We start from the raw sequence: 21,988 nt of genomic DNA, 5'->3' as shown, positions 1-21,988 counted from the left end.
AATCAAGGAAGTTCCCTCACAAAAGGAATCTTCCCCGGTGTGCGAACATCTAATGGGGAAAGAGGCTGGTTTCACTCCTCTGCAAACCCGGGACGCTCTAAATAATCGGTTGCGTCACGGCAGAATGCCTATATTTTAAGAAAAGATAAAATGTAACCGCTTTCCCAAAATATTGCGAATATTATATGTGTTATTTTTATAAGTATCATGTTATAATATAGAAATGTTTATACGAAAGCGGAGGTAGAAATGACGCCATGAACACAACTAAGGAAAAGACAAAGACCGTGAATCTGGAAGATATCCTCATTGCTTATCAATTTCTAAAAGACGTAGTGGCCCATACGCCTTTGCAAAAAAACGAAAGATTATCCGAGAAATATGACTGCAATGTATATATAAAAAGGGAAGATTTGCAGCATGTGCGTTCATTTAAGCTGCGCGGTGCTTTTTATAAAATGAAAACGATCGAAAAACAAGCTCGTGAAAAAGGCGTTGTTTGTGCAAGTGCCGGCAATCATGCCCAGGGTGTCGCATATGCATGTGCCCACTTGGGAATAAAAGGCACCATTTTTATGCCGCAAACAACCCCAAAGCAGAAGATCGACCAAGTGAAAATGTTTGGTCGCGAATACATCGAGGTCGTTTTAACGGGCGACACTTTTGATGACAGCTCCAAGAGCGCTCATGAATTTGCGGAAGAACAAGACTTGATTTTTATCCACCCGTTTGATGACCACCAGATTATTGCCGGTCAGGGAACTGTTGCGGTTGAAATTATGAATGACATTCATGAACCGGTGGATTTTGTTTTTGGAAGCATCGGCGGCGGCGGGTTTATGGCGGGTTTAAGCACTTATATCAAAAACGTTTCTCCGCATACGCAAATGATCGGGATTGAACCGGAAGGCGCGCAAAGCATGAAAACATCGATTGAAAATAAAGCCGTTACCGCGCTTCCGGCCATTGATAAATTTGTAGATGGGGCGGCTGTACAATGTGTCGGCAATCACACCTTTGAGCTTTGCCAAAAATATGTCGACGATATTGTTTCCATACCGGAAGGAAAAGTGTGCACAACCATTTTGGATTTATACAATCAACACGCGATTATCGCCGAACCCGCCGGAGCCCTGCCCATTTCGGCACTTGACTTTTACAAGGACAAGATTAAAGGAAAAACGGTTGTTTGTGTCATCAGCGGCGGGAACAATGACATCGGCAGAATGCAGGAGATTAAGGAGAAGTCATTGATGTATGAAGGGTTGCTGCATTATTTTATCGTGAACTTTCCGCAACGCGCCGGAGCCTTGCGTGAGTTTTTGGATGAAGTCCTTGGACCCGATGATGACATCATCACTTTTGAATACACCAAGAAAAACAATAAAGAAAGAGGACCGGGCTTGGTCGGTATAGAACTGAAACGCCGTGAAGATTACGCGGGCCTGATTGAACGGATGAACAAAAGAGGCATTTCTTATACTGAAGTAAATAAAGACAGCACATTGTTTCACTTGTTAGTATGATGAAAAAAAGCGCCCGGGCGGCGCTTTTTTTGTAAGGTCAGCATTATGGCTTTTATAAAAATATTCCACGCAAACATCCCATTCTTTTATACTTGAATTGACTAGAAACAAGAAAAGATTGGAGTTGCGTGCAAGTGAATTTGTCATAAAATTCCTGGTCTTTAAGATGTATGGATCACTAAAGTGGAGGAAATGGAAGATCGTATTGCGCTTCATAGAAGTGGCTGTCAAGGTACACAAGTGTCCCAGCTGTGGTGAGAGGACTAAGAAAGTTCATGATTATCGCATTCAAAAGATCAAACATTTAAAGTGGTTTGAACGGTTGACTTACCTCTTCTACAAAAAGCGTCGCTATGTCTGTTCGTGCGGGAAACGATTTGCGAATTTTTTTCCGGTAACACACATTTTCAATACGGTTGACCGAAGTTGGTCTCCACTGCAGGTAGAGTTGTTATTAGTATGTAAATAAAATAGTTAAATGAGGTGTTTCGTTTTGGGTAAGAAAAGCAAGCAGTTTGTAGAAAAAATTACTGCAATGGAAGATGATTTTTCACAGTGGTATACCGATGTCGTTAAGCAAGCAGAGTTGGTTGATTATGGTCAGGTTCGCGGAACGATGATCATTAGGCCGTACGGGTTTGCAATATGGGAAAATATACGCGATGTGTTAGATAAGAAATTTAAAGAAACAGGTCACACGAATGTTGCGTTTCCGTTATTTATTCCAGAGAGTCTGTTGCAAAAGGAGAAAGACCATGTGGAAGGATTTGCTCCTGAAGTAGCTTGGGTGACACATGGTGGGGACGAAGAGTTGGTAGAACGTCTTGCCGTTCGCCCTACTTCAGAAGTGTTGTTCTGCGATTATTACTCTAAAAATATTCATTCTTACCGTGACTTGCCAAAGCTTTATAATCAGTGGGGAAATGTTGTTCGTTGGGAAAAAACAACACGACCATTCTTACGTTCCTCCGAATTCCATTGGCAGGAAGGGCATACTGCACATGCAACTGATGAAGAAGCTTCCCAAGAGACAGAGCGGATGCTAAGTATCTACGCGGACGTGGTGGAGAAGTACTTAGCTATACCAGTCCTTAAAGGAAGAAAGACGGATAAGGAAAAGTTCGCTGGTGCTAAATATACATTGACAATCGAAAGCCTTATGCATGATGGAAAAGCTTTGCAATCTGGAACCTCTCACCATTTTGGTACAGGGTTTGCGGAAGCATTTGATATTACGTATTTAGATGAAAATGGTGACAGTCAATATGTCCATCAAACCTCTTGGGGATTATCCACTCGGATTATGGGGGCTTTAATTATGGTTCATGGGGATAACCATGGTCTAGTAATCCCGCCACGCATTGCACCAACGCAGGCGATGATTGTGCCGATTGCGCAACATAAGGAAGGTGTGTTGGATAAAACGTATCATTTACGTGACCAATTAAAGGATCTTGTAAGAGTAGACATCGATGCGAGTGATAAAATGCCTGGCTGGAAATTTAACGAGTATGAAATGAAGGGTATCCCAGTGCGCATTGAAATGGGACCAAAAGACATTGAAAAAGAACAAGTGGTGCTTGTCCGTCGTGATACAGGTAAAAAGGAATTTGTTATATTAGCTGAATTGCCAACGCGCTTACCTGCTTTGCTTGAGGAAGTGCAAACGAATTTATACAATCGCGCAAAAGCTCATCTACTGGAAAAAACAAATGTCGCAACAAACATGGATGAGTTTGCAACAATTTTGGAGGAGCAAACAGGCTTTATTAAAGCAATGTGGTGCGGTGATATCGCCTGTGAAGAAAAGATTAAAGAAGACACATTAGCTACATCACGATGTATTCCATTTGAACAGGAAAAAATAGCGGACACATGCGTATGCTGCGGAAAAGAAGCGAAGGAATTGGTATACTGGGCAAAAGCATACTAAAGGAGGGGACACCTCCTCTCAGCTTGTAGAGAAAGATGATGTTTTTCTCTACAAGCTTATTTATTTTTAAATTTAGATCAAATTTTGGCTCTATACTAAATGTTGGGGTTTCCACACAATTTGCCCATAAAAATATTCCACGCAATAAACTGGCGCTACCGCTTACCGCCAACTCTCCCCTTCCTCTCCTCGTTTCTGAGTGAGTTCAAAGCACTGCGATAAGTCACATCAACTCTTCTTCGTAGCCGCGCTTAATAATAATTGCGATGAAATGAGTAGAAGCGATTGTGTAAATGCCAATCAGGGCGCTAGCAAAAAATAATGCATTTGCATAGTGAAATATTTTAATAGCTTCTAACTCCGCGCTCTCCCTCAACCCTCAAGACTATTTTTGTTGATGTTTTTGTAACATTTGCTGTAAGTATTCTTCTGACCTTCCTCTAGGGATACTCAAACTGCTCCAATCTTCATTCTTGATTTGCTTCCCGATATAAACGATCTGGCCAATATGATAAGCGTAATGGGCCAATTGCCTTTCAATCGCTTCTATCGCCGTATGGCTTTCACCGCGAATCAACACTTGCCTTAACAACTCTTCTTCCTTTAATTGGTCTAAAGCATGAAACAGGGCATCCCACCCTTTTTCCCACATCTTTTCCAGTTTTGTTTTTGTCGGGATGTCATCAATGAATTCTTCCTCGCGCTTCCGATATGGCTTCTCCCCATCCGACTCCAAAAAGTCGGTCCATCTCGACATCATGTTGCCGCTAAGATGTTTTACAATCATGGCGATGTTGTTTGATTCTTGATTCAACCTCCAATGAATGTCCTCTTCTGATAATTGTTCCATAGTCTTATCCCCGAGTTGTTTTATATGTTGAAACCTCTTCTTTACAATTCTTAAATACTCCGATCCGAGATTCATTCTGTTCCCTCCCACAATTGCTATCCATACCGGCTTTAACTTCGTTCGCCCTAGCAAAGGAGACCGTTTGTGGACAGCCTTTCAATCAGCCGCCAAAAATATTCAGAATACTACCGGAAGCTACTTACATTGTACAAAACTGTTCTCGACATTGTAAGAAAGTTCTTGAAAGAAAAAGGGAATAGAACAATCTCCATCTCTAATAAACTGAAACCAACTACACGAGTGCACAACTTCCTATGAATGAGGAGTGGTGAAATGGGAATCATTGATGGAACAGGGTATATCGACAGATTAAACAGGATGGGGGCCGTGATTTGGCTCGATGGTAAAAAAGTGGAAGGACATATTTCCGACCATCCCTCCTTTCAAGGAGTTGTCCGAACGATCGCATCCCTTTATGATTTACAAAATAAAGACGATTTAAAAGAGCAGATGACGTTCCTTTTTCCGGATCAAGATGAGCCTGTCGGGCTTTCTTATCTGCATCCAAAAACAAAAGACGATTTAATAAGAAGAAGAAAAATGATTGAGCGCTGGGCACGACATACCCATGGGATATTTGGCAGAAGCCCCGATTATATGAATACGGTGATTATGAGTTTTGCCTCCTCAGCTGCCTTTTTAAAAGGAATGAAAAACTGCTTTCCCGAACATATTATCTCTTTATACAAAAGAGCAATGAAAGAAGACTTATCATTTGCTCATGCTTTTATAACTCCACAGATAAACCGCTCGCAAATAAACTTGGGATTCACGGAGGAAGCCCTTTCCGCCAAAGTAATTGAAAGAAATGAAAAAGGAATTGTGATCAAGGGCGCCCGTATGCTTGCCACCCTAGGAGGGTTTACAGATGAGGTACTGGTTTATACGGCTCCCAGAATCTTCTTTGATCCAAATGAGGCCTTTGCTTTTTCTATCCCTTCGAATACGGAAGGCTTGAAATTTATCTGCAGAGAATCGTTTGTGGGAGGCAAGTCAACTTTTAACTATCCCCTCAGCTCTAGGTACGAAGAAATGGATTCTATCGTTGTATTTGACAACGTATTAGTGCCGTGGGAAAACGTATTTTTTTACGACAATTTGGAGGCAGCTACCGACTTCAAGCTGCAAAGCTCCTTCCACCCTTTAGCCTACCATCAAGTAATCATTAGACAAATAGAAAAAACAGAATTTCTCCTTGGGGTGGCCCAAATGTTGGCCGAAACGATCAACGTTGGCGAATATCAACATGTACAGGAAAAAATTTCCGAGATCATTAGCGGATATGAAACAATGAAATCACTATTGGCAAAATCGGAAAATGATGCTGAATTGGATGATTGGGGTTGTATGCGCCCTAGCCTCGTACCACTAAAAGTAGCCGGCACCATTTTTCCAAAGCTGTACCCCCGATTTGCGGAAATCGTCCAATTAATTGGAGCCAGCGGGTTGGTTACATTACCAACTGAAAATGATTTTGCTTCCCCCATAAGCCCCTACTTGCAAAAATGCCTTCAAGGAACAGATAAATCCGCTGTCGACCGGGTAAAAATATTCCGTTTGGCCTGGGATCTGACAATGAGTTCGTTCGGTACAAGACAAATTCAGTATGAAAGATATTTTTTTGGCGACCCCGTCAAAATGGCCAGCAACTTGTACCAAGACTATCCCAAAGAAAAAAGTTTGAAGCTCATCAGTGATTTTTTACATTTGGAGCATGTGATTGAATGTTGAGACTGGGAAAAAAACTTTATAAGTAAATAAATTACATGAAATTAATGTTCATAACCTATTATTCTGCAGTTTTCACTAAAACCAATAGCACCTTCCGCATACACAGCCGTTGGATGCGCCGAAATTTATTGAAATCCGAAACAGTTGAAGTGATCAACCGTCATCTGAAGTTTGGGCTAAACCAACCCGAAATTTCCCGGCGCTTATATATGGAAATTCTCGAACCCCGTTAGGGTTCTTCCTTTATCTTTAGAAATAAACAAGCGTTCATTTCTATTCAATTATTGGAACAAGTATCAAATATTCCAGAGCGAGACGTGCTAAAGGTAGTATGCGCTTACTTGTGAATATGAAAAATTTACGTGCGAAATCTTGGTATCTTATACTGGATTTTAATAAATCTTATAGGTATACTATGATATTATCTGCAACCTATAGAAGGGAAAACATACAATGGATACAAGACAAAACCAGAAATCAATGAAGCTTTTAAACTTTATTGAAGAAAAAGGCAACAAACTTCCCCATCCCATTACCATTTTTATGTTACTCACAATAGCTGTCATGATTTTATCTCATATTTTTTATTTAATGGGGACAAGTGTCACCTATGAAGGTGTGAATAAGGAAACAATGGAAACGGAGGTTTTGACCGTAAAAATAGTCAGCCTCCTCGTTCCTGAAGGCATAGCATATATGTTTTCCAATGTTGTGAACAACTTTACTTCATTCGTGGCTCTTGGTCCGGTATTAGTCGCCATGCTTGGAGTAGGTGTCGCGGAAAAAACAGGTTATATTGGCGCATTGATGACAAACACTGTCACAAAAGCGCCGAAAAAGCTCGTTACTCCCATCGTTGTTTTGATTGGAGTCCTTTCTAACGTGGCTGCGTCTGTCGGATATGTCGTGCTCGTGCCGCTTGGGGCCATTATTTTTCTTGGCTTTAAGCGCCATCCATTGGCAGGTTTATCAGCAGCATTCGCAGGTGTTGCCGGTGGGTATTCCGCTAACCTTTTCCTCGGTACAAACGATCCCATCCTGAGCGGAATGACGACAGAGGCATCTCGTATACTAGATGCAGGTTATACGGTTAACCCGACAGATAACTGGTTTTTTATGTTTGCTTCCACTTTTTTGATCGTATTGATCGGCACGCTTGTAACGGAAAAAATAGTCGAGCCCCGGTTGGAAACCTTTGTCCCCGATAAACAAAATGAATCTGTTCAGACGCTTTCAGACAAAGAAAAAAAAGGATTGTTGTGGGCAAATATTTCCGTGTTACTGACTGTGGCTGTCATTGCTTTATTAACTGTCCCCGAAAATGGGGTTTTGCGCGGAGAAGGAGGAAGTTTGATCCAGTCTCCGTTTATGAACAGTATTATCTTCCTGATGATGGTGATTTTTTTAGTGCCGGGTATCGTGTATGGTATGATAATAAAGACAATTAAGAACGACAAAGACGTTGCCAGCTTAATGTCCGCCTCGTTGGAAACGATGGCCGGTTTTATTGTATTGATCTTTTTCGCCGCGCAATTTATTGCGTTATTCAACTACACGAACTTGGGAACTTTAATGGCCGTGAAAGGGTCGGCCTTTTTACAATCCATTCATGTAGACGGCGTTCCGTTACTGATTGCATTCATTTTGATTTGTGCATTCATCAACTTGTTCATTGCGGCGGATTCCGCGAAATGGGCCATTATGGCTCCCGTGTTTGTTCCGATGTTTATGCAAATGGGAATTGCTCCGGAAGTCACTCAGGTAGCCTATCGAATTGGTGATTCTTCGACGAATATCATTTCTCCATTAATGCCCTTTTTCCCACTCGTCGTGGCTTTCGCACAGCGCTACGGGAAAAATAACGGAATTGGTACAGTCGTTTCACTCATGCTGCCACATTCAATCGTTATTCTTATTTGCTGGACCATTTTCTTTGCCATATGGTATTTCATTGGCATCCCAGTAGGCCCTGGTACAAGTTTAACTTACTAACCACTTAAAGTAGAAAGGATCGTTGATATGCGGGTAATTACAAAATGGACAGGCGGCCGGGCATTTACCGCAGTGGGTGACTCTGGATATGAGATCCGGATGGATGCCACAAAGGCGTACGGCGGAAGGGAAAAAGGCGCCACTCCGACAGAAATGCTCTTGGGCTCACTCGCCGGCTGTATCGGCATTGATGTCACAATGATTTTAAAACCTTATTTGGATAAGATCAATCATATCGAAATTGTCACACATGGGTTACGCGCGGAAGAAACCCCCAAAGAGTTTACGGATATTGAAGTGACATTTAACATTAATGGTGAGATTACCCCAAAGAAAGTGTGGCGGGCCATCCGGTTAGGCGAAGAAAAATATTGTACTGTATCAGCATCTTTAAAAGCGAATATTTTTTACAAACTAATTTTAAACGGTGTGGAACAATGATTTTCCTTATACCATAGAGGAGCCTATAGACATTACTATAGCTCCTTTTTTTATATTGCATTGTTTTGAGTTTATGGTTTCACAAACCCCTTGCGGCTCTTTGAATACCGGAGGCTGGGACATAAGCAAATAATGAAGTTTCACTTTATCCCGCACGTAAGGTGCCGTAAGACTCCCACTTCAATATCTTGAGTGAATACAAAAGGGCCAAGTGGGAGATAACGGCACCTAAATGCCCGATTGGTTCAACTAACATTCAAGGAGAAAAGCATTCCTTGAATGAAGTTTCACTTTATTGTTCGTTTTTTATTCAGTTGATTTAGTTGTGGCTCGGCCTCACTTTTTCTTAAAAAAATCATATTCCCCTTTTTTAGTGACACAAAATCTTTGCTTTGAATATGGTAAAAGAGATTGATTCGCCTATTTGAGGTGACCATAGATGAAAATCCATGTTGTAAAAAGCGGTGACACGCTTTGGAACATCTCCCGAAAATATGGGGCAACGATCGACCAAATTGTTGCCGTGAACGGCTTGAAAGATCCAAACAGGTTGGTGCCAGGTGAAGCATTGGTGATTCCGACACCCTATCATCAATATGTCGTTCAACACGGTGATACACTTTGGTCAATCGCTAAATGTTTTTGTGTGCCCTTACAAGAAATCATGAATGCCAACAATCTGACTGAACAAACGAATTTGTATATTGGCCAAATAATAACCATTCCTGTTCGGTATCATATTGTTCAACCGGGGGAAACCTTGTCAGCCATTGCAAAACACTATGGGACAACAGTTTCTGCCATTGTTCAGGCCAACCACATTCAAACCCCGGACATGATCCAAGTGGGACAATGGCTAAGGATTCCAAAAAAGCCGAAGAGAGCGATCGAAGTAAATGCCTACATTACTAATATGGGGCAAAAAGGTGTAAACCTTGTTTCATCACTTTCACCCTATTTAACTTATATCAGCCCGTTCAGTCATACGGTGCTGGAAGATGGCCGGATTTCTCCTTTAAAGGACGACCGCATTATAAGAGCGGCTCAGAACGGAAACGTTGCTCCGCTGCTTGTCCTTACGAATATTGACGGAAATACGTTTAGTTCCGATCGAGCGGCCCTTGTCCTCCGAAACGAGGACATTCAAAATAAAGTGATCACCCAAATTCAAACGTTGCTTCAAGAAAAAGGATATATGGGGATCAATATTAACTTTGAATATGTCTATCCGGAAGATCGCGAACGTTACAATCGCTTCCTCAGGAATGTGGTTGAACGATTACGGCCGGAAGGATACTTGGTCTCAACCGCGGTCGCGCCGAAAATCAGGGGGGATCAGCCAGGACTGCTATATGAGGCACATGATTATGTTGCGCACGGAGAAATCGTCGACTTTGTAGTAATTATGACTTACGAATGGGGATGGGCTGGCGGAAGGCCATGGGCCATCGCACCCATTAATGAAGTAAGAAAAGTTCTTGATTATGCGGTTACGGCGATTCCCCGCCACAAAATTCTTATGGGCGTACCGCTGTATGGACGTGATTGGAAAATACCTTGGGAAGAAGGAACATTTGCTAAAACAGTTTCCCCGGAAGAGGCGGTCGACCTTGCGGTCAAGTACGGTGCCTCTATCCATTATCACGAAACCTACCAATCTCCCTTTTTCCGTTATACAGACGAAACAGGCCAACAGCATGAAGTGTGGTTTGAAGATGCCCGCAGTGTACAGGCAAAGTACGACACGGTAAAGGAATATGGCCTCCGCGGAATTGCCTATTGGGTGCTTGGGCAGGCTTTCCCGCAGAATTGGCCGGTGTTGGATGCCAATTTTACAATCATAAAGCGAAACTGCCATTAAGTGAGATTGGGTCCACTAATAGTTGGGCTTTTACTGTAAAATGATCTCCCTTTATCTAGCTTACCGCCAGTTAAATCGGGTGATACCAAAAGAGCGGTTTCGGCAATATGATCTTTAGCTAGGGCTGTCCAAAAAGCATAATTTCAGCTTGAAATTTTTTTAAAAAACCCAAGAATGCTGTAAAATCAACATTCTTGGGCTTTACATTTTTTACTGGATTTACTTTAAGTTGGACTTTTTACACAGCCCCTTCAATGTTCGTAAAACGTTCCATTAGGATGAAAGTATATTCACATCTCGATCTTTGGGACGTTTATTCCATCTAAACCACGCGATGATGATTGCCGCAATAAGTGTAAATCCAAGATAACCCATAACGGGGTACACTGTGCCGACAAGCGTCGTAAATCCTACAAAGCTGGCAGCAAATGCGGCGATTCCGCAAGCGACTACCAAGGTTTTGAATCTTGGTGTATCGATTGGACTGATCCGCGCCGTGAATGAATAAAGCATCCCGACCGCAGTATTAAAAATCATCCCTAACAAGACTATCGACATTATGCCGCCAAAAATCGGGGATATTTCGTTAGCCAAATAAAGCATCGGCATATCCGCGCCAGAGACGGTATCAAGTTTGGCAAACATCCCAATATTAATGAAAAAAATTAATGCTCCCAAACCGATCCCGCCAATCATTCCGCCAATCCCGGCAGTCTTCTCATCTGTCGCAGCTCCCCCCATCACGGCAAGCATCGCCGCACCAGCCGCAATATTATAGGACACATATAAAAAAGCCCCTAACAACCAATGAGTTGCAGCCGGTTTTTGAGAATGGGCAACTTCCTGCATTTGAGCGAAGGTTCCGTCCATTGTTAACAAGGAATAGATAGCAATAACGATGACCGCCAAAATTAAAAACGGCGTAACCAAACCCATTGCAGAAATTACCTTTTCAATATTAAGACAAACAACCATAATAGTTATGAACGAAAGGATTATATTGCCAATAATGCCTGGTACCCCGAATTGCTGCTCGAAAATGGAACCCGCTCCAGCAAACATCACTACCGTAACTCCAAACAAGAAGAATGTCATGATAATATCAACAGCAAGACCAATATACTTGCCGCAAATGTGGTAAATGACCCGCTTATGAGATTTCGTTTGCAGCCGGCATCCAAGCTGTGTAAGATTCATGCCCAAAAAGGCAAACAAGAAAGTGGCTACTGCCGACCCGATTATTCCCGGCCAGCCAAAACTTGTAAAAAACTGCAATATCTCTTGGCCGGAAGCAAAGCCCGCGCCTACAATGAGCCCGATAAATGCTCCCCCTATATGAATACTCTTTTTCATCCATTACTCTCCTTTTTTTGAATCTTTTGTCAATTTGATAAATAAGGAGAAAAAAGACATTTTTTCTCCTTCAGAACCTTACGAAAACGTTTTTTTCTCCATTGTAAAACGGTCGATCGCTTCCAAATCCGGTTCGTACCCAATTCCTGGTTTTTCGGGAACGGAAATATAACCGTCTTTAACAGTCACTTCCGGTTTGATAATGTCTGTTTCCCAATAACGGGAAGAAGCGGCTGTATCACCAGGCAATGTAAAGTTTGACAATGTCGTCAATGCCACATTGTGAGCTCGTCCGATTCCCGATTCCAGCATGCCGCCACACCATACAGGAATTTCATGGCTTTGGCACAAATCGTGAATGCGTTTGGATTCGCTCAGCCCTCCCACACGGCCAATTTTAATATTAATGATCCGGCAGCTCCCCAACTCAATCGCTTTTCTCGCATCTTCATAAGAATGAATACTTTCATCAAGGCAAACGGGAGTTGCGATTTCTTTTTGTAGCCGGGCATGATCGATAATGTCATCGGAAGCCAAAGGTTGTTCAATCATCATTAATTCAAATTCATCCAACGCTTTTAACGTATTAATATCTTTTAAAGTATAGGCTGAATTGGCATCAGCCATTAATGGAACGTCCGGAAACTCTTTCCTCACTTCCCTCATGACATCAACGTCCCAACCGGGCTTGATTTTCACTTTCATTCTTTTATAACCTTCTTCAACATGCCCTTCGATCAAGCGCAAAAGATCCGAAACAGTATCCTGGATGCCGATGCTGATACCGACTTCGATTTTTGATTTTTGTCCGCCAAGCGCAGCCGCAAGAGAAATCCCTTGTTCTTGACAGTATAAATCCCATACTGCGCCTTCAAGCGTTGATTTGGCCATGTTATTTTTGCGGATATTGGAAAAAAGTTCTGAAACTTCGTCGGGATGTTTGATCTCCTGATCTAATAAAGTCGGAATTAAAAAGTCCTCCAGTATATGCCAGTTTGTTTTCATTGTTTCTTCACTGTACCAAGGAGAATGAAAAGCAACTGATTCACCCCAGCCGCTGCGGCCGTTCTCATCTTTTGCTTCAAGTAAAATAAAATCTCTGTTCTGGAGTGTCCCAAAGCTTGTTGTAAATGGAAACTTCAGCCTCATTTGCATATGACGCAATGTAACTTCCTTAATTCGCATGTTTTTCTGCCTCCAATAATTTTCTTTTAACCAATTTATAATAATGGACAGGTCCTTCCTGCTCTTTCTCAAGCGCTATGGCCACATACCCTTTGGAAAACAATGTTTGAAAAATAGTCCTCGTTTTCATGCGCCAATTGATGACGAGCATGTTGTCTTGCTGTTTCATTTGCTGGAAAGCGGCAGGGATCGGGACAAAAACGAGATCATAATCCTCTATTTCAGATAAATGAGGTTCAATATTTGGCAGTTTGGGCATTTCATTTTGTGCATATTCCCAAGGAATTCTCCATTCTTTTCCACCGTCTGGCAAACGGAATTGCCGGTCAACCCACCATTCCAATTTAAAACGGTCTGACGGCAAGCCGGAGTTCAATGAATCGTTCATGTCACCATAACAATTTTCAATATAAGTGGAACAAATGGCGCCCAATTTGGATAAATTTAAATACGCGTTTTTACTTTCCAACGGGTCATATGTCCATGTCAACAGTGAATATCCCTTGTTTAATGCGGCTTTCTTTTGTTCTTCTTTCAACGCTTTTCCAATTCCCCTATGCTGGTAATCGGGGTGAACTCCAAGAAGATGTGAGCATAGAAAGCTATTTCCATTGGCATAACCGGGAAAACTGTAACTGAAACCGACAAGCTCCCCATCAACGAATGCCCCAAGCATCAGTCCGCCATTTCTCACGGCGGTAATCGTTTGATGGATTGGGATCGGCTCCATGCCCCAGACCTTTTTTTCAAGCTTTTGTATGAGCTGTAACTCCTGAATAGTGTGAAGTGTACGTATTTCGATCATTTGATTCCCTCTTTTTTACCAAGATTAATTGAAAAATAACTCGTCACTGTGTATTTGGTCATATTCTTCTTTCCGTTTTTCAAAGCCTTTTTTATCCTTGATGGTTACACCCGCCACAATGGCATTAATGAAAGAAATTAAGGCGGGTGTCATATCGAGTGTGGACATTTCCGTCGAATGAAGCGGCAACAAAATATCGGCAACGTTCCGAAGCGGGGCAAGCGGAGAATCGGTGACTCCGATGATGGCCGCCCCCTTTCTTTTGGCCATTTCCGCAATATGAAACGTTTCCTTCATGTAACGATGAAAAGAAACGGCAATGAAAACGGAATCAGCATTCATTCCACTAATGGCGGACAAGATATCGTCTGTATCCCTCCGAATGAGATAAACGTTTTCCCTGACAATGCCGAGTGAAAACGCAAACCAATTGGCTGGTGAAAATGACGATCTCAGCCCGCATATATACACCTTCTCGGCTTGCACTAGCCGGTCAACAGCCTTGTTAAAATCTTCCTCATTTATACGGACGATCGTTTCCTGTATAAGTTGGCGGTCTTTTTCCATCATCTGCTCAAAAAAACGGGGCCCATCCGCCAACTCTCGTTTGGAAGAATAGTAGTGGGACAAACTGCTTTTTTCATAAATAATTTGGTCGCGTACTGTTTTTTGCAGCTCTGAATACCCTGACAAGCCGATGGCGTAGCAAAACCGGATCACGGTCGTCTCACTTAGCCCGATTATCTCCCCGATCTCTTTGGCAGAATGAACGACAAATTCCCTTGGTTGTTCCAGAAAATACTTGGCAACTTTTTGCTGGCCTTTAGACAGTTGGCCATAGTGAGATTGAATCATTTCCGTTAATGTCATTTCATTCACCCTTACAAAGAAGGCAATCCTTTCCCGATAATTAATTATGCAGTTTGTACTTCATGATTACATTTAAACTTATCACATTTGCTCGATATGCACAATCACTTTTCAGAAAATTTCAGGAAACTGGATTCCCCATGGAAAAGTGGCTGTCCGCCGTTTGCCGATGGTTCCTTTTGATGAAGTATTTTTTCAGTTATCCTAATCTCCTAAAGACTTTTTATCTCGTATCCCCACAAAGGTGTCGCCGATTTGCATGTTTTATCATTTCATCTTAAAATCTATTGCGAAATTGACGATACTTGAAAAAAGGGTTACCATAATTTCAAACATCATCTTGATTCACACATACATGATTCTTTTTCTAACAGACAAAAAAGCGAGGTTCTAAAAAGGGGAAATCCAATTGTTAGCACAAGAGCGATATAGTATTATTATGGAAATGTTAGAGTTGAATAAAATCGTCAAAGTGCCCGAACTTTGTGAAAAATTCAATGTATCCATTGAAACTGTTCGTAGAGATTTAGAATTTCTTGAGCAGGAAGGCAAGTTAAAACGGGTATACGGCGGAGCGGTGTTACAAAGCAAGTCTGGCGCGGAACCTTCTTATAATACCCGATCTACCAAAAATGCCAAAGAAAAAATAATGATCGGCAAAAAAACCGCGGAGCTCATTTCTGACGGAGAGACATTAATGATCGACCTCGGCACGACAACCTTGGAAGTTGCCCGCCACTTAAAGAACAAAAAAAACCTTACCATTATTACAAACTGCCTGACCATCGCACAAGAACTAGTAAATGTTCCAACATTTCGAGTCATTTTACCCGGTGGAATATTACGGCCGAATGAACTGGCTCTGTCCGGATTTATTTCCGAACAATTTATGAAAGAGTTCAATGTGGATAAAACAATCATTGGTGTTGGCGGCATTACAAAAGATACCGGCATTACAGATTATCATCTGGAAGAAACACGGGTTAGAAAAATAATGATTGAAAATGGGAAGCAAATCATTGCCGTGGCCGACCATAGTAAATTTGGCATAAAAGCGCTAGTAAAAGTATGCTCTATTCGGGACGTAGACACCATTGTGACAAACGACAAATTAAACCAGAAGATCGCACAAGAATATATAGAGGAAGGCATTAAAGTAATAGGCTATAAAAACTGATTAAAAATCTACTCTTATTGATAAGAAGAGTAGATTTTTTTTATTATTCCCTTCTTTTTCATAGAAATCGTTTGCATAAAGGAGTATAATACACGAAAGCGCACATAAAGTTATTATAAAACCGCTATTAAAACACAATAACATAATAGGAATCCACCTTTTCTGCACTATTCTTATGTTGTTTTACTTTGAATGTTAGGGGGAATACACATGAGTTTTGATGAATTGATTATTTGGATCATGGCGATAGGCCTACTCCTAGGCGCACTTGACAGGATTATTGGAAATAAATTTGGGCTCGGCGAGAAATTTGAAGAAGGTTTTCATTCAATGGGCCCATTAGCCCTTGGAATGGTTGGGATTATCACCTTAACTCCTGTCATTGCGCGTGTATTGGGACCGGTCATTATTCCAATCTTTGATGTAATGGGTGCCGATCCGGCAATGTTCGCTTCTATTCTGGCAAATGATATGGGCGGCTACCCATTGGCCATGGAATTGGCTGTGAATGAAGAAGCGGGATTATTATCTGGTTTGGTTGTAGCTTCAATGCTTGGATGCACATTAGTCTTTTCGATCCCAGTCGGGTTGGGACTGATCGAGCAAGAAGATCGGCCATTTTTTGCTAAAGGCTTATTGGCTGGAATGGTAACGATCCCATTTGGTGGATTAATCGGTGGATTAATAGCCGGCTTTGATGTCAAGATGATTTTTATCAACTTAATTCCGGTCATGATTTTATCTCTTATTTTAATAGTAGGCTTAGCGATTATCCCGGAAGTGTTCATCAAAGGTGCGCTTATTTTTGGGAAATTGATTGTCATCATAATTACGATCGGTTTAGGGGCTGCCGCGTTTGAATCGTTAACCGGCGTAGTAATTATACCCGGAATGGCTCCCATATCGGATGGAATTGAAATTGTAGGATTTATCGGGATTATCCTATTAGGAACTTTTCCTATATTACATTTGGTAGTGAAAGGTTTGGAGAAGCCTTTGGGAAAAGCGGGCCAAAAATTAGGTATGAATGCTGTTGGAGCGGCGGGCATTGTCATTACAATGGCGAATAGCATTCCGGTTTATAAGATGATGAAAGATATGGATGTAAGAGGAAAAGTCATCAATACCGCTTGGCTGGTGCCGGCAACCGCGGCATTAGGAGATCACTTGGGTTTTACCGGCGGAGTACGGCCCGATATGATTACTGCTGTTGTATTAAGTAAAATAGCCGCGGGTATTTTGGCCATTGCACTAGCTTACTGGTTTACAAGAGAAAAACAAAACAAACAGCATGAATCTGGTAAAAGAGGTGCTTAAATATGAAAAAATATTTCATTGGACTTGATCAAGGAACTACAGGTACAACAACGTTAATTTTAAATGATGATTGGGAAATTCATTCCCAAGGGTATGTAGAGCATACGCAATACTATCCTCAGCCGGGATGGGTTGAGCATGATGCGTTAGAAATATGGGAGAAAACAAAAGAATCCATCGGGACTGCCCTCGAAAAAGGAAATCTAAGAATTAATGAAATCACAGCAATAGGATTAGATAACCAAGGTGAAACAGTCGTTGTTTGGGATCGGCATACCGGCATACCCGTGTACAATGCCATTGTCTGGCAAGATAGAAGAACGGCTCAAGAAGCAGACAAATTAAATGAAGAATGGGGAAAAGTCATAAAAGAAAAAACCGGTGTCTTAGTTGAATCATACTTCTCCGCATTGAAAATAAAATGGATTTTGGATCACGTGGATGGGGCAAGAGAAAAAGCGGAAAAAGGAGATTTGTTGGCCGGAACCATAGATACGTGGCTCATCTGGAAAATGACCAATGGACGGCTCCATATTACCGACTATTCAACCGCTTCCAGAACGATGTTAATGAATATTCATAAAGGTTGTTGGGATGATGAAATTTTAGAAAGATTAAACATACCAAAATCAATGATGGCCCAGATACGTCCTTCCTGCGAACATTATGGCAATACAGATCCGGGGAGCTTTTTAGGTGGAGCAATTCCCATAGCCGGAAGTGTCGTCGATCAACAAGCAGCTCTTTTTGGACAGGCTTGCTTTGAGCCAGGTACTGTCAAAACCACCTATGGAACAGGTTGCTTCATGTTAATGAACACGGGAGAAAAAATAGTAGATTCCAAAAACGGTTTATTAACGACAGTTGCTTGGAATATCAACGACAAAACTTCCTTTGCTTTAGATGGCGGCATTTATATTACTGGAGCAGCTATTCAATGGCTGCGAGATGGAATTAACATCATTGAAACCGCGCAAGAAACAGAAAACTTGGCGAAATCTGTACCAGATACAGGCGGAGTTTATTTCGTGCCTGCATTTGTTGGATTGGCCGCACCTCATTGGGATCCATATGCCCGGGGTACAATGGTAGGCATTACTGCTGGAACAACAAGGGCCCATATTGTAAGGGCGACACTGGAAAGCATTGCTTATCAAGTGAAGGAAAACATGGATGTTATGGAAAAAGACTCGGGAATCAACATAAAAGTGATGCGTGTGGATGGCGGTCCAGTAGTGAATGACTTTTTAATGCAATTCCAAGCAGACTTACTCGGCATACCGATTGATGTCCCTGTCATCACCGAAACAACTGCCCTTGGTTCGGCTTATTTAGCGGCTTTGGCGATTGGGGAATTTAACAGCCTTGATGAAATAGCCTCTAAATGGAAGTTAAGCAAACGATATACGCCAAAAATAACAGAAGAAGAAAGAGAAAAATTAATGACCGGCTGGAAAAGAGCGGTGGAACGCTCAAAGAATTGGACCTCTGAGTAACATGAAAGGGCATTAATGAATGTATTAATGCCCTTTTTGTTGAAATTATTGCCAACTTCTTGTGTATTTGTTACAACTTGACGTGTATTTGTGTTGATTGTATAATAGTTTTAACAAAATGATCTGTTTGATGAAGGGAGAAACGAAATGCAGAATGAAATAAAAGACGTAGTAGTCATTGGCGGCGGAGTTGTAGGAACTGCCATATTACGAAAACTATCCCTGTATCATTTATCTATTGCTTTAGTAGAAAAACAGCCTGATGTTTGTGAAGGTGCCAGTAAGGCGAACAGCGGAATTATCCATACAGGCTTTGATGCGCCGCCCAATTCTTTGGAAGCGGAATGTTTGAAACGTTCCCGTGATTTATGGCCTGATTATACAGAACAATTAAAAATTCCTTACATTCCTTGTGGTGCCATCATGGTCGCTACAAACGAAGAGGAAAAGGAAATCATTGAAAAGAAATATATCCCAAATGCAGAAGCAAACGGTGCCCATGTGGAATGGTTAGATCGAGACGAAGTATTGGAAATGAATCCGGCTGTTACAGACAAAGTAGTCGGCGCTCTTTCCATTCCTGGTGAAGCGATTTGTGACCCTTTTACTGCCACCCGTTCTTATGCCGAATTAGCAGTCATCAATGGAGCTGAACTATTTTTAGGGTCCGGCGTCATTGATATAAAAGAGATCGAGAATGGCTTTTCCGTCATATTAGAAGATGGCCGGGAAATTAACACAAAATATATCGTGAATGCGGCGGGGGTATATTCGGATCACATTAGCCGGATGATCGGCGATACGAGTTTTACCATTTCACCAAGAAAAGGACAATTTATCTTAACAGAAGAAGAAATTGATATTTCGCAAATTATTTTGCCGGTGCCTACTGCCAAATCAAAAGGCACATTAGTTTCTCCAGTCGTGTTTGGAGGATTTTTACTCGGTCCGACAGCAGAAGACCAGCAGGATAAAGAGGATAAATCTACAAGTACGGAAGGAATAGAGCAAGTTTTAACTGGTTGTGAAAAGCTCATCCCTCAAGTACGAGAATATGATAGCATCCGGCAATTTGCCGGCATTAGAGCAGTCTGCAGTACAGGCGATTATGTCATTAGACCATCAGAAAAAAACAAACAATTTATCCACGCTGCCGGTATTCGCTCTACTGGATTATCCGCTTCACCAGGCATAGCCGAAGTTGTTGCCGAACAATTACAAAGTGCCGGATTAGAATTGGAAAAAGATCATGATGCGAAAATAGAAATCCCCAACTTATTTGATGATTCAGAAGAGAATGTGGGAGAAATTATTTGTTTATGCCGGACCATTACAAGAGGCGAAATTACGAATGCAATGGAAGGTCCTGTTCCACCAACAACCATTGATGGAGTCAAAAGGAGAACTGGCGCTACCTTAGGCGAGTGTCAAGGTAACTGCTGCATTCCAAAAATTGTCGATATCCTTCATGAATATGGATTGGATGATCATAAGGTACCTCTAAAAGGTATACAACATTCAACGATCGCTGTAAAAGGGGGCCAACAAAGATGAAGTATGAACTTGTCATTATAGGCGCAGGTTTAACTGGAATCGAGACTGCATTAAAAGCGCATGAGTTAGGCCTGAAAGATGTGTTAGTCGTCGACTATCACGATGAATTTGGCGGTTTTAGCAACCCCCTTTTTCATGAAGAGGGATTTGAAGCAGAAAAGAAGTTAGTCGAAACATTCAAGGAACTGCCATATGAAAAATGGACGAAGGCAACGGTGACAGGTTTATTTGAAGCATTTGCCGGAGGAAATCACGAATTGAATATCCAGACTTCTTCGGGAACAAAAGATATAACGGCCGAAAAAATCATTATTTGCTCGGGCGCTCTGGAAAAACCAAGAGAAGCGCATAAAATCGATGGAACAAGACCGGCCGGCGTGATGACGCCAACGATGGCAATCGGCTTAATGAACAGAAACTTACTCCCGGGAAAAAAAGTAGCTGTATATGAAAACAGTAAAACCTCACGTGCTGTCTCTGCCATTTTAGCAACAAAGCAAGGCGTTGATGTCGTAACGGTCCAAGCAGATGATTATGCTGTACACAAGATTCATGGGACATCACGTGTTGAAAAAGTAGATATAAAAAATAAGCATAATGACCAAATGGAATCATTGGATTGTGATAGTTTCATTTTTAGTGAAGGATTCATACCGTCAACGTTCTTCCTCAAAGGCACCGGGATTGAATTAAATGATCAACACTTTGTTGTGACCAATCATGCGGGTCAAACGAGCGTGGAAAATATACTGGCTTTTGGCCATTGCACCGATCAATTCGAAGTGGCTAGCGAACGAATCGAGGCAAGTGTGAAGCAATTATTTCAGTAAAGAAAGGAACGACTTTCATGAAGATAAAAGATTCATTTACGATCAATGCGGCAAAAGAGGATGTTTGGACGGTTTTTATGGATGTTGAAAAACTGGCCAGTTGCGTACCAGGATGTCAAAATTTAGTCGCTCATAGTGATACGGAATATGAAGCAGATATGGTTGTCAAAACAAAATTCATGACCATTAAATTTAAAGCCAATGGGGTTCTGGCCGATGCTGTGGAAGGTGAAGAACTGAAAGTTGAAATGGTTGGCAAACCGATGAAACTGGCTGGTTTATTTAAGTCAAAAATGACTGTTCAGCTTGAAGAAGTGGAGGAAAATGTTACAAAAATTCATTATGAAATGGATCTGCAAATGACAGGTCGTTTAGCTACATTGGGAGATATTTTAATGAAAGGAACCGTTAAAAAATCCGCCGACGAGTTTGCGGATAATGTGCAAAAGCTATTTGCAAGTTAAGGGCATTGTAAAGAGTGCACATTCCCCTTAACCACGCTGAGATAGGCGCCGTTACAATCACTTGGTGATGATCATCCATCTTGGCAGGTGTGCGCACTCCCCTGATCCCGGAGGCAGACCTGATGATATCATTGATAATTACATTTCTTTCTACGAAGTGAAAATCGTCAGAAACCCAATTGTTCCCGCATAAAAAGATAAGGCTCCTTCATCTGATCCATAAGGAGCCTTAGACTGTCAAAAAACCCTCGAAAGCTTAAATCCATTCACTCTTTGGAATTTGCTCGTCTTTTTTAGGATTATTCGCGACTTTTTTCATTTACTATCCACTATTTCGGTTTACTAGCGACTATTGGAAAATACTATCCATTTTTTAAATTTACTCGCCGATTCCAGGTCATTACTCGCGACTTTTTAGATTCACTCACGATTTTGGAAAATTGTCAGCGACTTTTTAGATTTACTCATGACTTTGGGGAATTGCCAGCTACTTTTTAGATTTACTCACGATTTCGGAAAATTGTCAGCGACTTTTTAGATTTA

At 41.6% G+C, this 21,988-nt stretch carries 17 protein-coding genes and 1 pseudogene; 13 read left to right on the top strand and 5 right to left on the bottom strand.

Annotated elements, in window-relative coordinates; translation table 11 throughout:
• The first annotated feature begins 257 nt into the window (after positions 1–257).
• From ilvA to proS, 3 genes and pseudogenes are all read left to right on the top strand, one after another.
• Complete coding sequence (ilvA, locus tag JOC94_RS14145) at positions 258–1,526, top strand: threonine ammonia-lyase IlvA (protein ID WP_077113695.1); 1,269 nt, start codon at positions 258–260, stop codon at positions 1,524–1,526.
• A gap of 192 nt (positions 1,527–1,718) precedes the next feature.
• A pseudogene (locus JOC94_RS14140) lies at positions 1,719–1,908 on the top strand (transposase family protein); the annotation flags it as partial.
• A gap of 111 nt (positions 1,909–2,019) precedes the next feature.
• Positions 2,020–3,459, top strand: a complete 1,440-nt coding sequence (gene proS / locus JOC94_RS14135; protein ID WP_077113694.1) for a proline--tRNA ligase — start codon at positions 2,020–2,022, stop codon at positions 3,457–3,459.
• Positions 3,460–3,844: 385 nt separating this feature from the next.
• On the opposite strand, the gene JOC94_RS14130 is transcribed toward proS, so the two are convergent.
• Positions 3,845–4,384, bottom strand: a complete 540-nt coding sequence (locus JOC94_RS14130) for a DUF1572 family protein (RefSeq protein WP_077113693.1) — start codon at positions 4,382–4,384, stop codon at positions 3,845–3,847.
• Between the two features lie 258 nt (positions 4,385–4,642).
• On the opposite strand from JOC94_RS14130, the gene hpaB reads away from it, so the two are divergent.
• From hpaB to JOC94_RS14110, 4 genes are all read left to right on the top strand, one after another.
• Complete coding sequence (gene hpaB, locus JOC94_RS14125) at positions 4,643–6,100, top strand: 4-hydroxyphenylacetate 3-monooxygenase, oxygenase component (RefSeq protein WP_077113692.1); 1,458 nt, start codon at positions 4,643–4,645, stop codon at positions 6,098–6,100.
• Positions 6,101–6,553: 453 nt separating this feature from the next.
• Positions 6,554–8,092 carry an AbgT family transporter gene (locus JOC94_RS14120; protein ID WP_077113691.1) on the top strand — a complete coding sequence of 513 codons (1,539 nt, stop codon included), beginning with the start codon at positions 6,554–6,556 and terminating at the stop codon, positions 8,090–8,092.
• A 27-nt stretch (positions 8,093–8,119) separates the two neighbouring features.
• Positions 8,120–8,533 (top strand): OsmC family protein, encoded by a 414-nt coding sequence (locus JOC94_RS14115; RefSeq protein WP_077113690.1) that lies wholly within the window; start codon positions 8,120–8,122, stop codon positions 8,531–8,533.
• Between the two features lie 439 nt (positions 8,534–8,972).
• Complete coding sequence (locus tag JOC94_RS14110; RefSeq protein ID WP_077113689.1) at positions 8,973–10,394, top strand: LysM peptidoglycan-binding domain-containing protein; 1,422 nt, start codon at positions 8,973–8,975, stop codon at positions 10,392–10,394.
• A 273-nt stretch (positions 10,395–10,667) separates the two neighbouring features.
• Here JOC94_RS14110 and JOC94_RS14105 read toward each other — a convergent pair whose 3' ends face one another.
• From JOC94_RS14105 to JOC94_RS14090, 4 genes are all read right to left on the bottom strand, one after another.
• Complete coding sequence (locus JOC94_RS14105) at positions 10,668–11,747, bottom strand: YkvI family membrane protein (RefSeq protein WP_077113688.1); 1,080 nt, start codon at positions 11,745–11,747, stop codon at positions 10,668–10,670.
• A 78-nt stretch (positions 11,748–11,825) separates the two neighbouring features.
• The gene (gene menC / locus JOC94_RS14100; RefSeq protein ID WP_205179652.1) at positions 11,826–12,932 is read right to left on the bottom strand and encodes an o-succinylbenzoate synthase; all 1,107 of its coding nucleotides are present in this window, start codon (positions 12,930–12,932) and stop codon (positions 11,826–11,828) included.
• Positions 12,922–13,737 carry a GNAT family N-acetyltransferase gene (locus JOC94_RS14095; RefSeq protein ID WP_205179651.1) on the bottom strand — a complete coding sequence of 272 codons (816 nt, stop codon included), beginning with the start codon at positions 13,735–13,737 and terminating at the stop codon, positions 12,922–12,924. Before JOC94_RS14095 ends, menC begins: the two co-directional genes overlap by 11 nt.
• Before the next feature lie 24 nt (positions 13,738–13,761).
• A complete protein-coding gene (locus tag JOC94_RS14090; protein WP_205179650.1) occupies positions 13,762–14,607 on the bottom strand; it encodes a MurR/RpiR family transcriptional regulator in 846 nt (281 codons plus the stop codon).
• A gap of 409 nt (positions 14,608–15,016) precedes the next feature.
• On the opposite strand from JOC94_RS14090, the gene JOC94_RS14085 reads away from it, so the two are divergent.
• The 6 genes from JOC94_RS14085 (at position 15,017) to JOC94_RS14060 (ending at position 21,445) form a co-directional block, all read left to right on the top strand.
• Complete coding sequence (locus JOC94_RS14085; protein WP_205179649.1) at positions 15,017–15,784, top strand: DeoR/GlpR family DNA-binding transcription regulator; 768 nt, start codon at positions 15,017–15,019, stop codon at positions 15,782–15,784.
• 210 nt (positions 15,785–15,994) lie between these two features.
• Positions 15,995–17,101, top strand: a complete 1,107-nt coding sequence (locus JOC94_RS14080) for an ethanolamine utilization protein EutH (protein WP_205179648.1) — start codon at positions 15,995–15,997, stop codon at positions 17,099–17,101.
• Between the two features lie 2 nt (positions 17,102–17,103).
• Positions 17,104–18,597, top strand: coding sequence for a glycerol kinase GlpK (gene glpK / locus JOC94_RS14075; RefSeq protein ID WP_205179647.1), 1,494 nt, complete (start codon positions 17,104–17,106; stop codon positions 18,595–18,597).
• Positions 18,598–18,744: 147 nt separating this feature from the next.
• Complete coding sequence (locus JOC94_RS14070; protein ID WP_205179644.1) at positions 18,745–20,151, top strand: NAD(P)/FAD-dependent oxidoreductase; 1,407 nt, start codon at positions 18,745–18,747, stop codon at positions 20,149–20,151.
• Positions 20,148–20,981 carry an NAD(P)/FAD-dependent oxidoreductase gene (locus JOC94_RS14065; protein WP_205179643.1) on the top strand — a complete coding sequence of 278 codons (834 nt, stop codon included), beginning with the start codon at positions 20,148–20,150 and terminating at the stop codon, positions 20,979–20,981. Before JOC94_RS14070 ends, JOC94_RS14065 begins: the two co-directional genes overlap by 4 nt.
• Before the next feature lie 17 nt (positions 20,982–20,998).
• Entirely contained in the window at positions 20,999–21,445 is a 447-nt protein-coding gene (locus JOC94_RS14060) for a CoxG family protein (RefSeq protein ID WP_077113673.1), read from the top strand.
• The last annotated feature ends 543 nt before the right edge of the window (positions 21,446–21,988 follow it).

Source organism: Siminovitchia thermophila (assembly GCF_016909185.1).
GTDB classification, from domain to species: domain Bacteria; phylum Bacillota; class Bacilli; order Bacillales; family Bacillaceae_C; genus Siminovitchia; species Siminovitchia thermophila.
Note: the sequence above shows the minus strand (reverse complement) of the source record. Positions and strands in the feature narration are given on the sequence as shown.

Excerpts from the sequence above, each read along its gene's own strand:
- JOC94_RS14080 (WP_205179648.1), top strand. The coding sequence starts at position 15,995 with ATGAGTTTTGATGAATTGATTATTTGGATCATGGCGATAGGCCTACTC.
- glpK (WP_205179647.1), top strand. The coding sequence starts at position 17,104 with ATGAAAAAATATTTCATTGGACTTGATCAAGGAACTACAGGTACAACA.
- hpaB (WP_077113692.1), top strand. The coding sequence starts at position 4,643 with ATGGGAATCATTGATGGAACAGGGTATATCGACAGATTAAACAGGATG.
- JOC94_RS14095 (WP_205179651.1), bottom strand. The coding sequence starts at position 13,737 with ATGATCGAAATACGTACACTTCACACTATTCAGGAGTTACAGCTCATA.
- JOC94_RS14070 (WP_205179644.1), top strand. The coding sequence starts at position 18,745 with ATGCAGAATGAAATAAAAGACGTAGTAGTCATTGGCGGCGGAGTTGTA.
- JOC94_RS14120 (WP_077113691.1), top strand. The coding sequence starts at position 6,554 with ATGGATACAAGACAAAACCAGAAATCAATGAAGCTTTTAAACTTTATT.
- ilvA (WP_077113695.1), top strand. The coding sequence starts at position 258 with ATGAACACAACTAAGGAAAAGACAAAGACCGTGAATCTGGAAGATATC.
- JOC94_RS14130 (WP_077113693.1), bottom strand. The coding sequence starts at position 4,384 with ATGAATCTCGGATCGGAGTATTTAAGAATTGTAAAGAAGAGGTTTCAA.
- JOC94_RS14105 (WP_077113688.1), bottom strand. The coding sequence starts at position 11,747 with ATGAAAAAGAGTATTCATATAGGGGGAGCATTTATCGGGCTCATTGTA.
- JOC94_RS14115 (WP_077113690.1), top strand. The coding sequence starts at position 8,120 with ATGCGGGTAATTACAAAATGGACAGGCGGCCGGGCATTTACCGCAGTG.
- JOC94_RS14065 (WP_205179643.1), top strand. The coding sequence starts at position 20,148 with ATGAAGTATGAACTTGTCATTATAGGCGCAGGTTTAACTGGAATCGAG.
- menC (WP_205179652.1), bottom strand. The coding sequence starts at position 12,932 with ATGCGAATTAAGGAAGTTACATTGCGTCATATGCAAATGAGGCTGAAG.
- JOC94_RS14110 (WP_077113689.1), top strand. The coding sequence starts at position 8,973 with ATGAAAATCCATGTTGTAAAAAGCGGTGACACGCTTTGGAACATCTCC.
- JOC94_RS14060 (WP_077113673.1), top strand. The coding sequence starts at position 20,999 with ATGAAGATAAAAGATTCATTTACGATCAATGCGGCAAAAGAGGATGTT.
- JOC94_RS14090 (WP_205179650.1), bottom strand. The coding sequence starts at position 14,607 with ATGACATTAACGGAAATGATTCAATCTCACTATGGCCAACTGTCTAAA.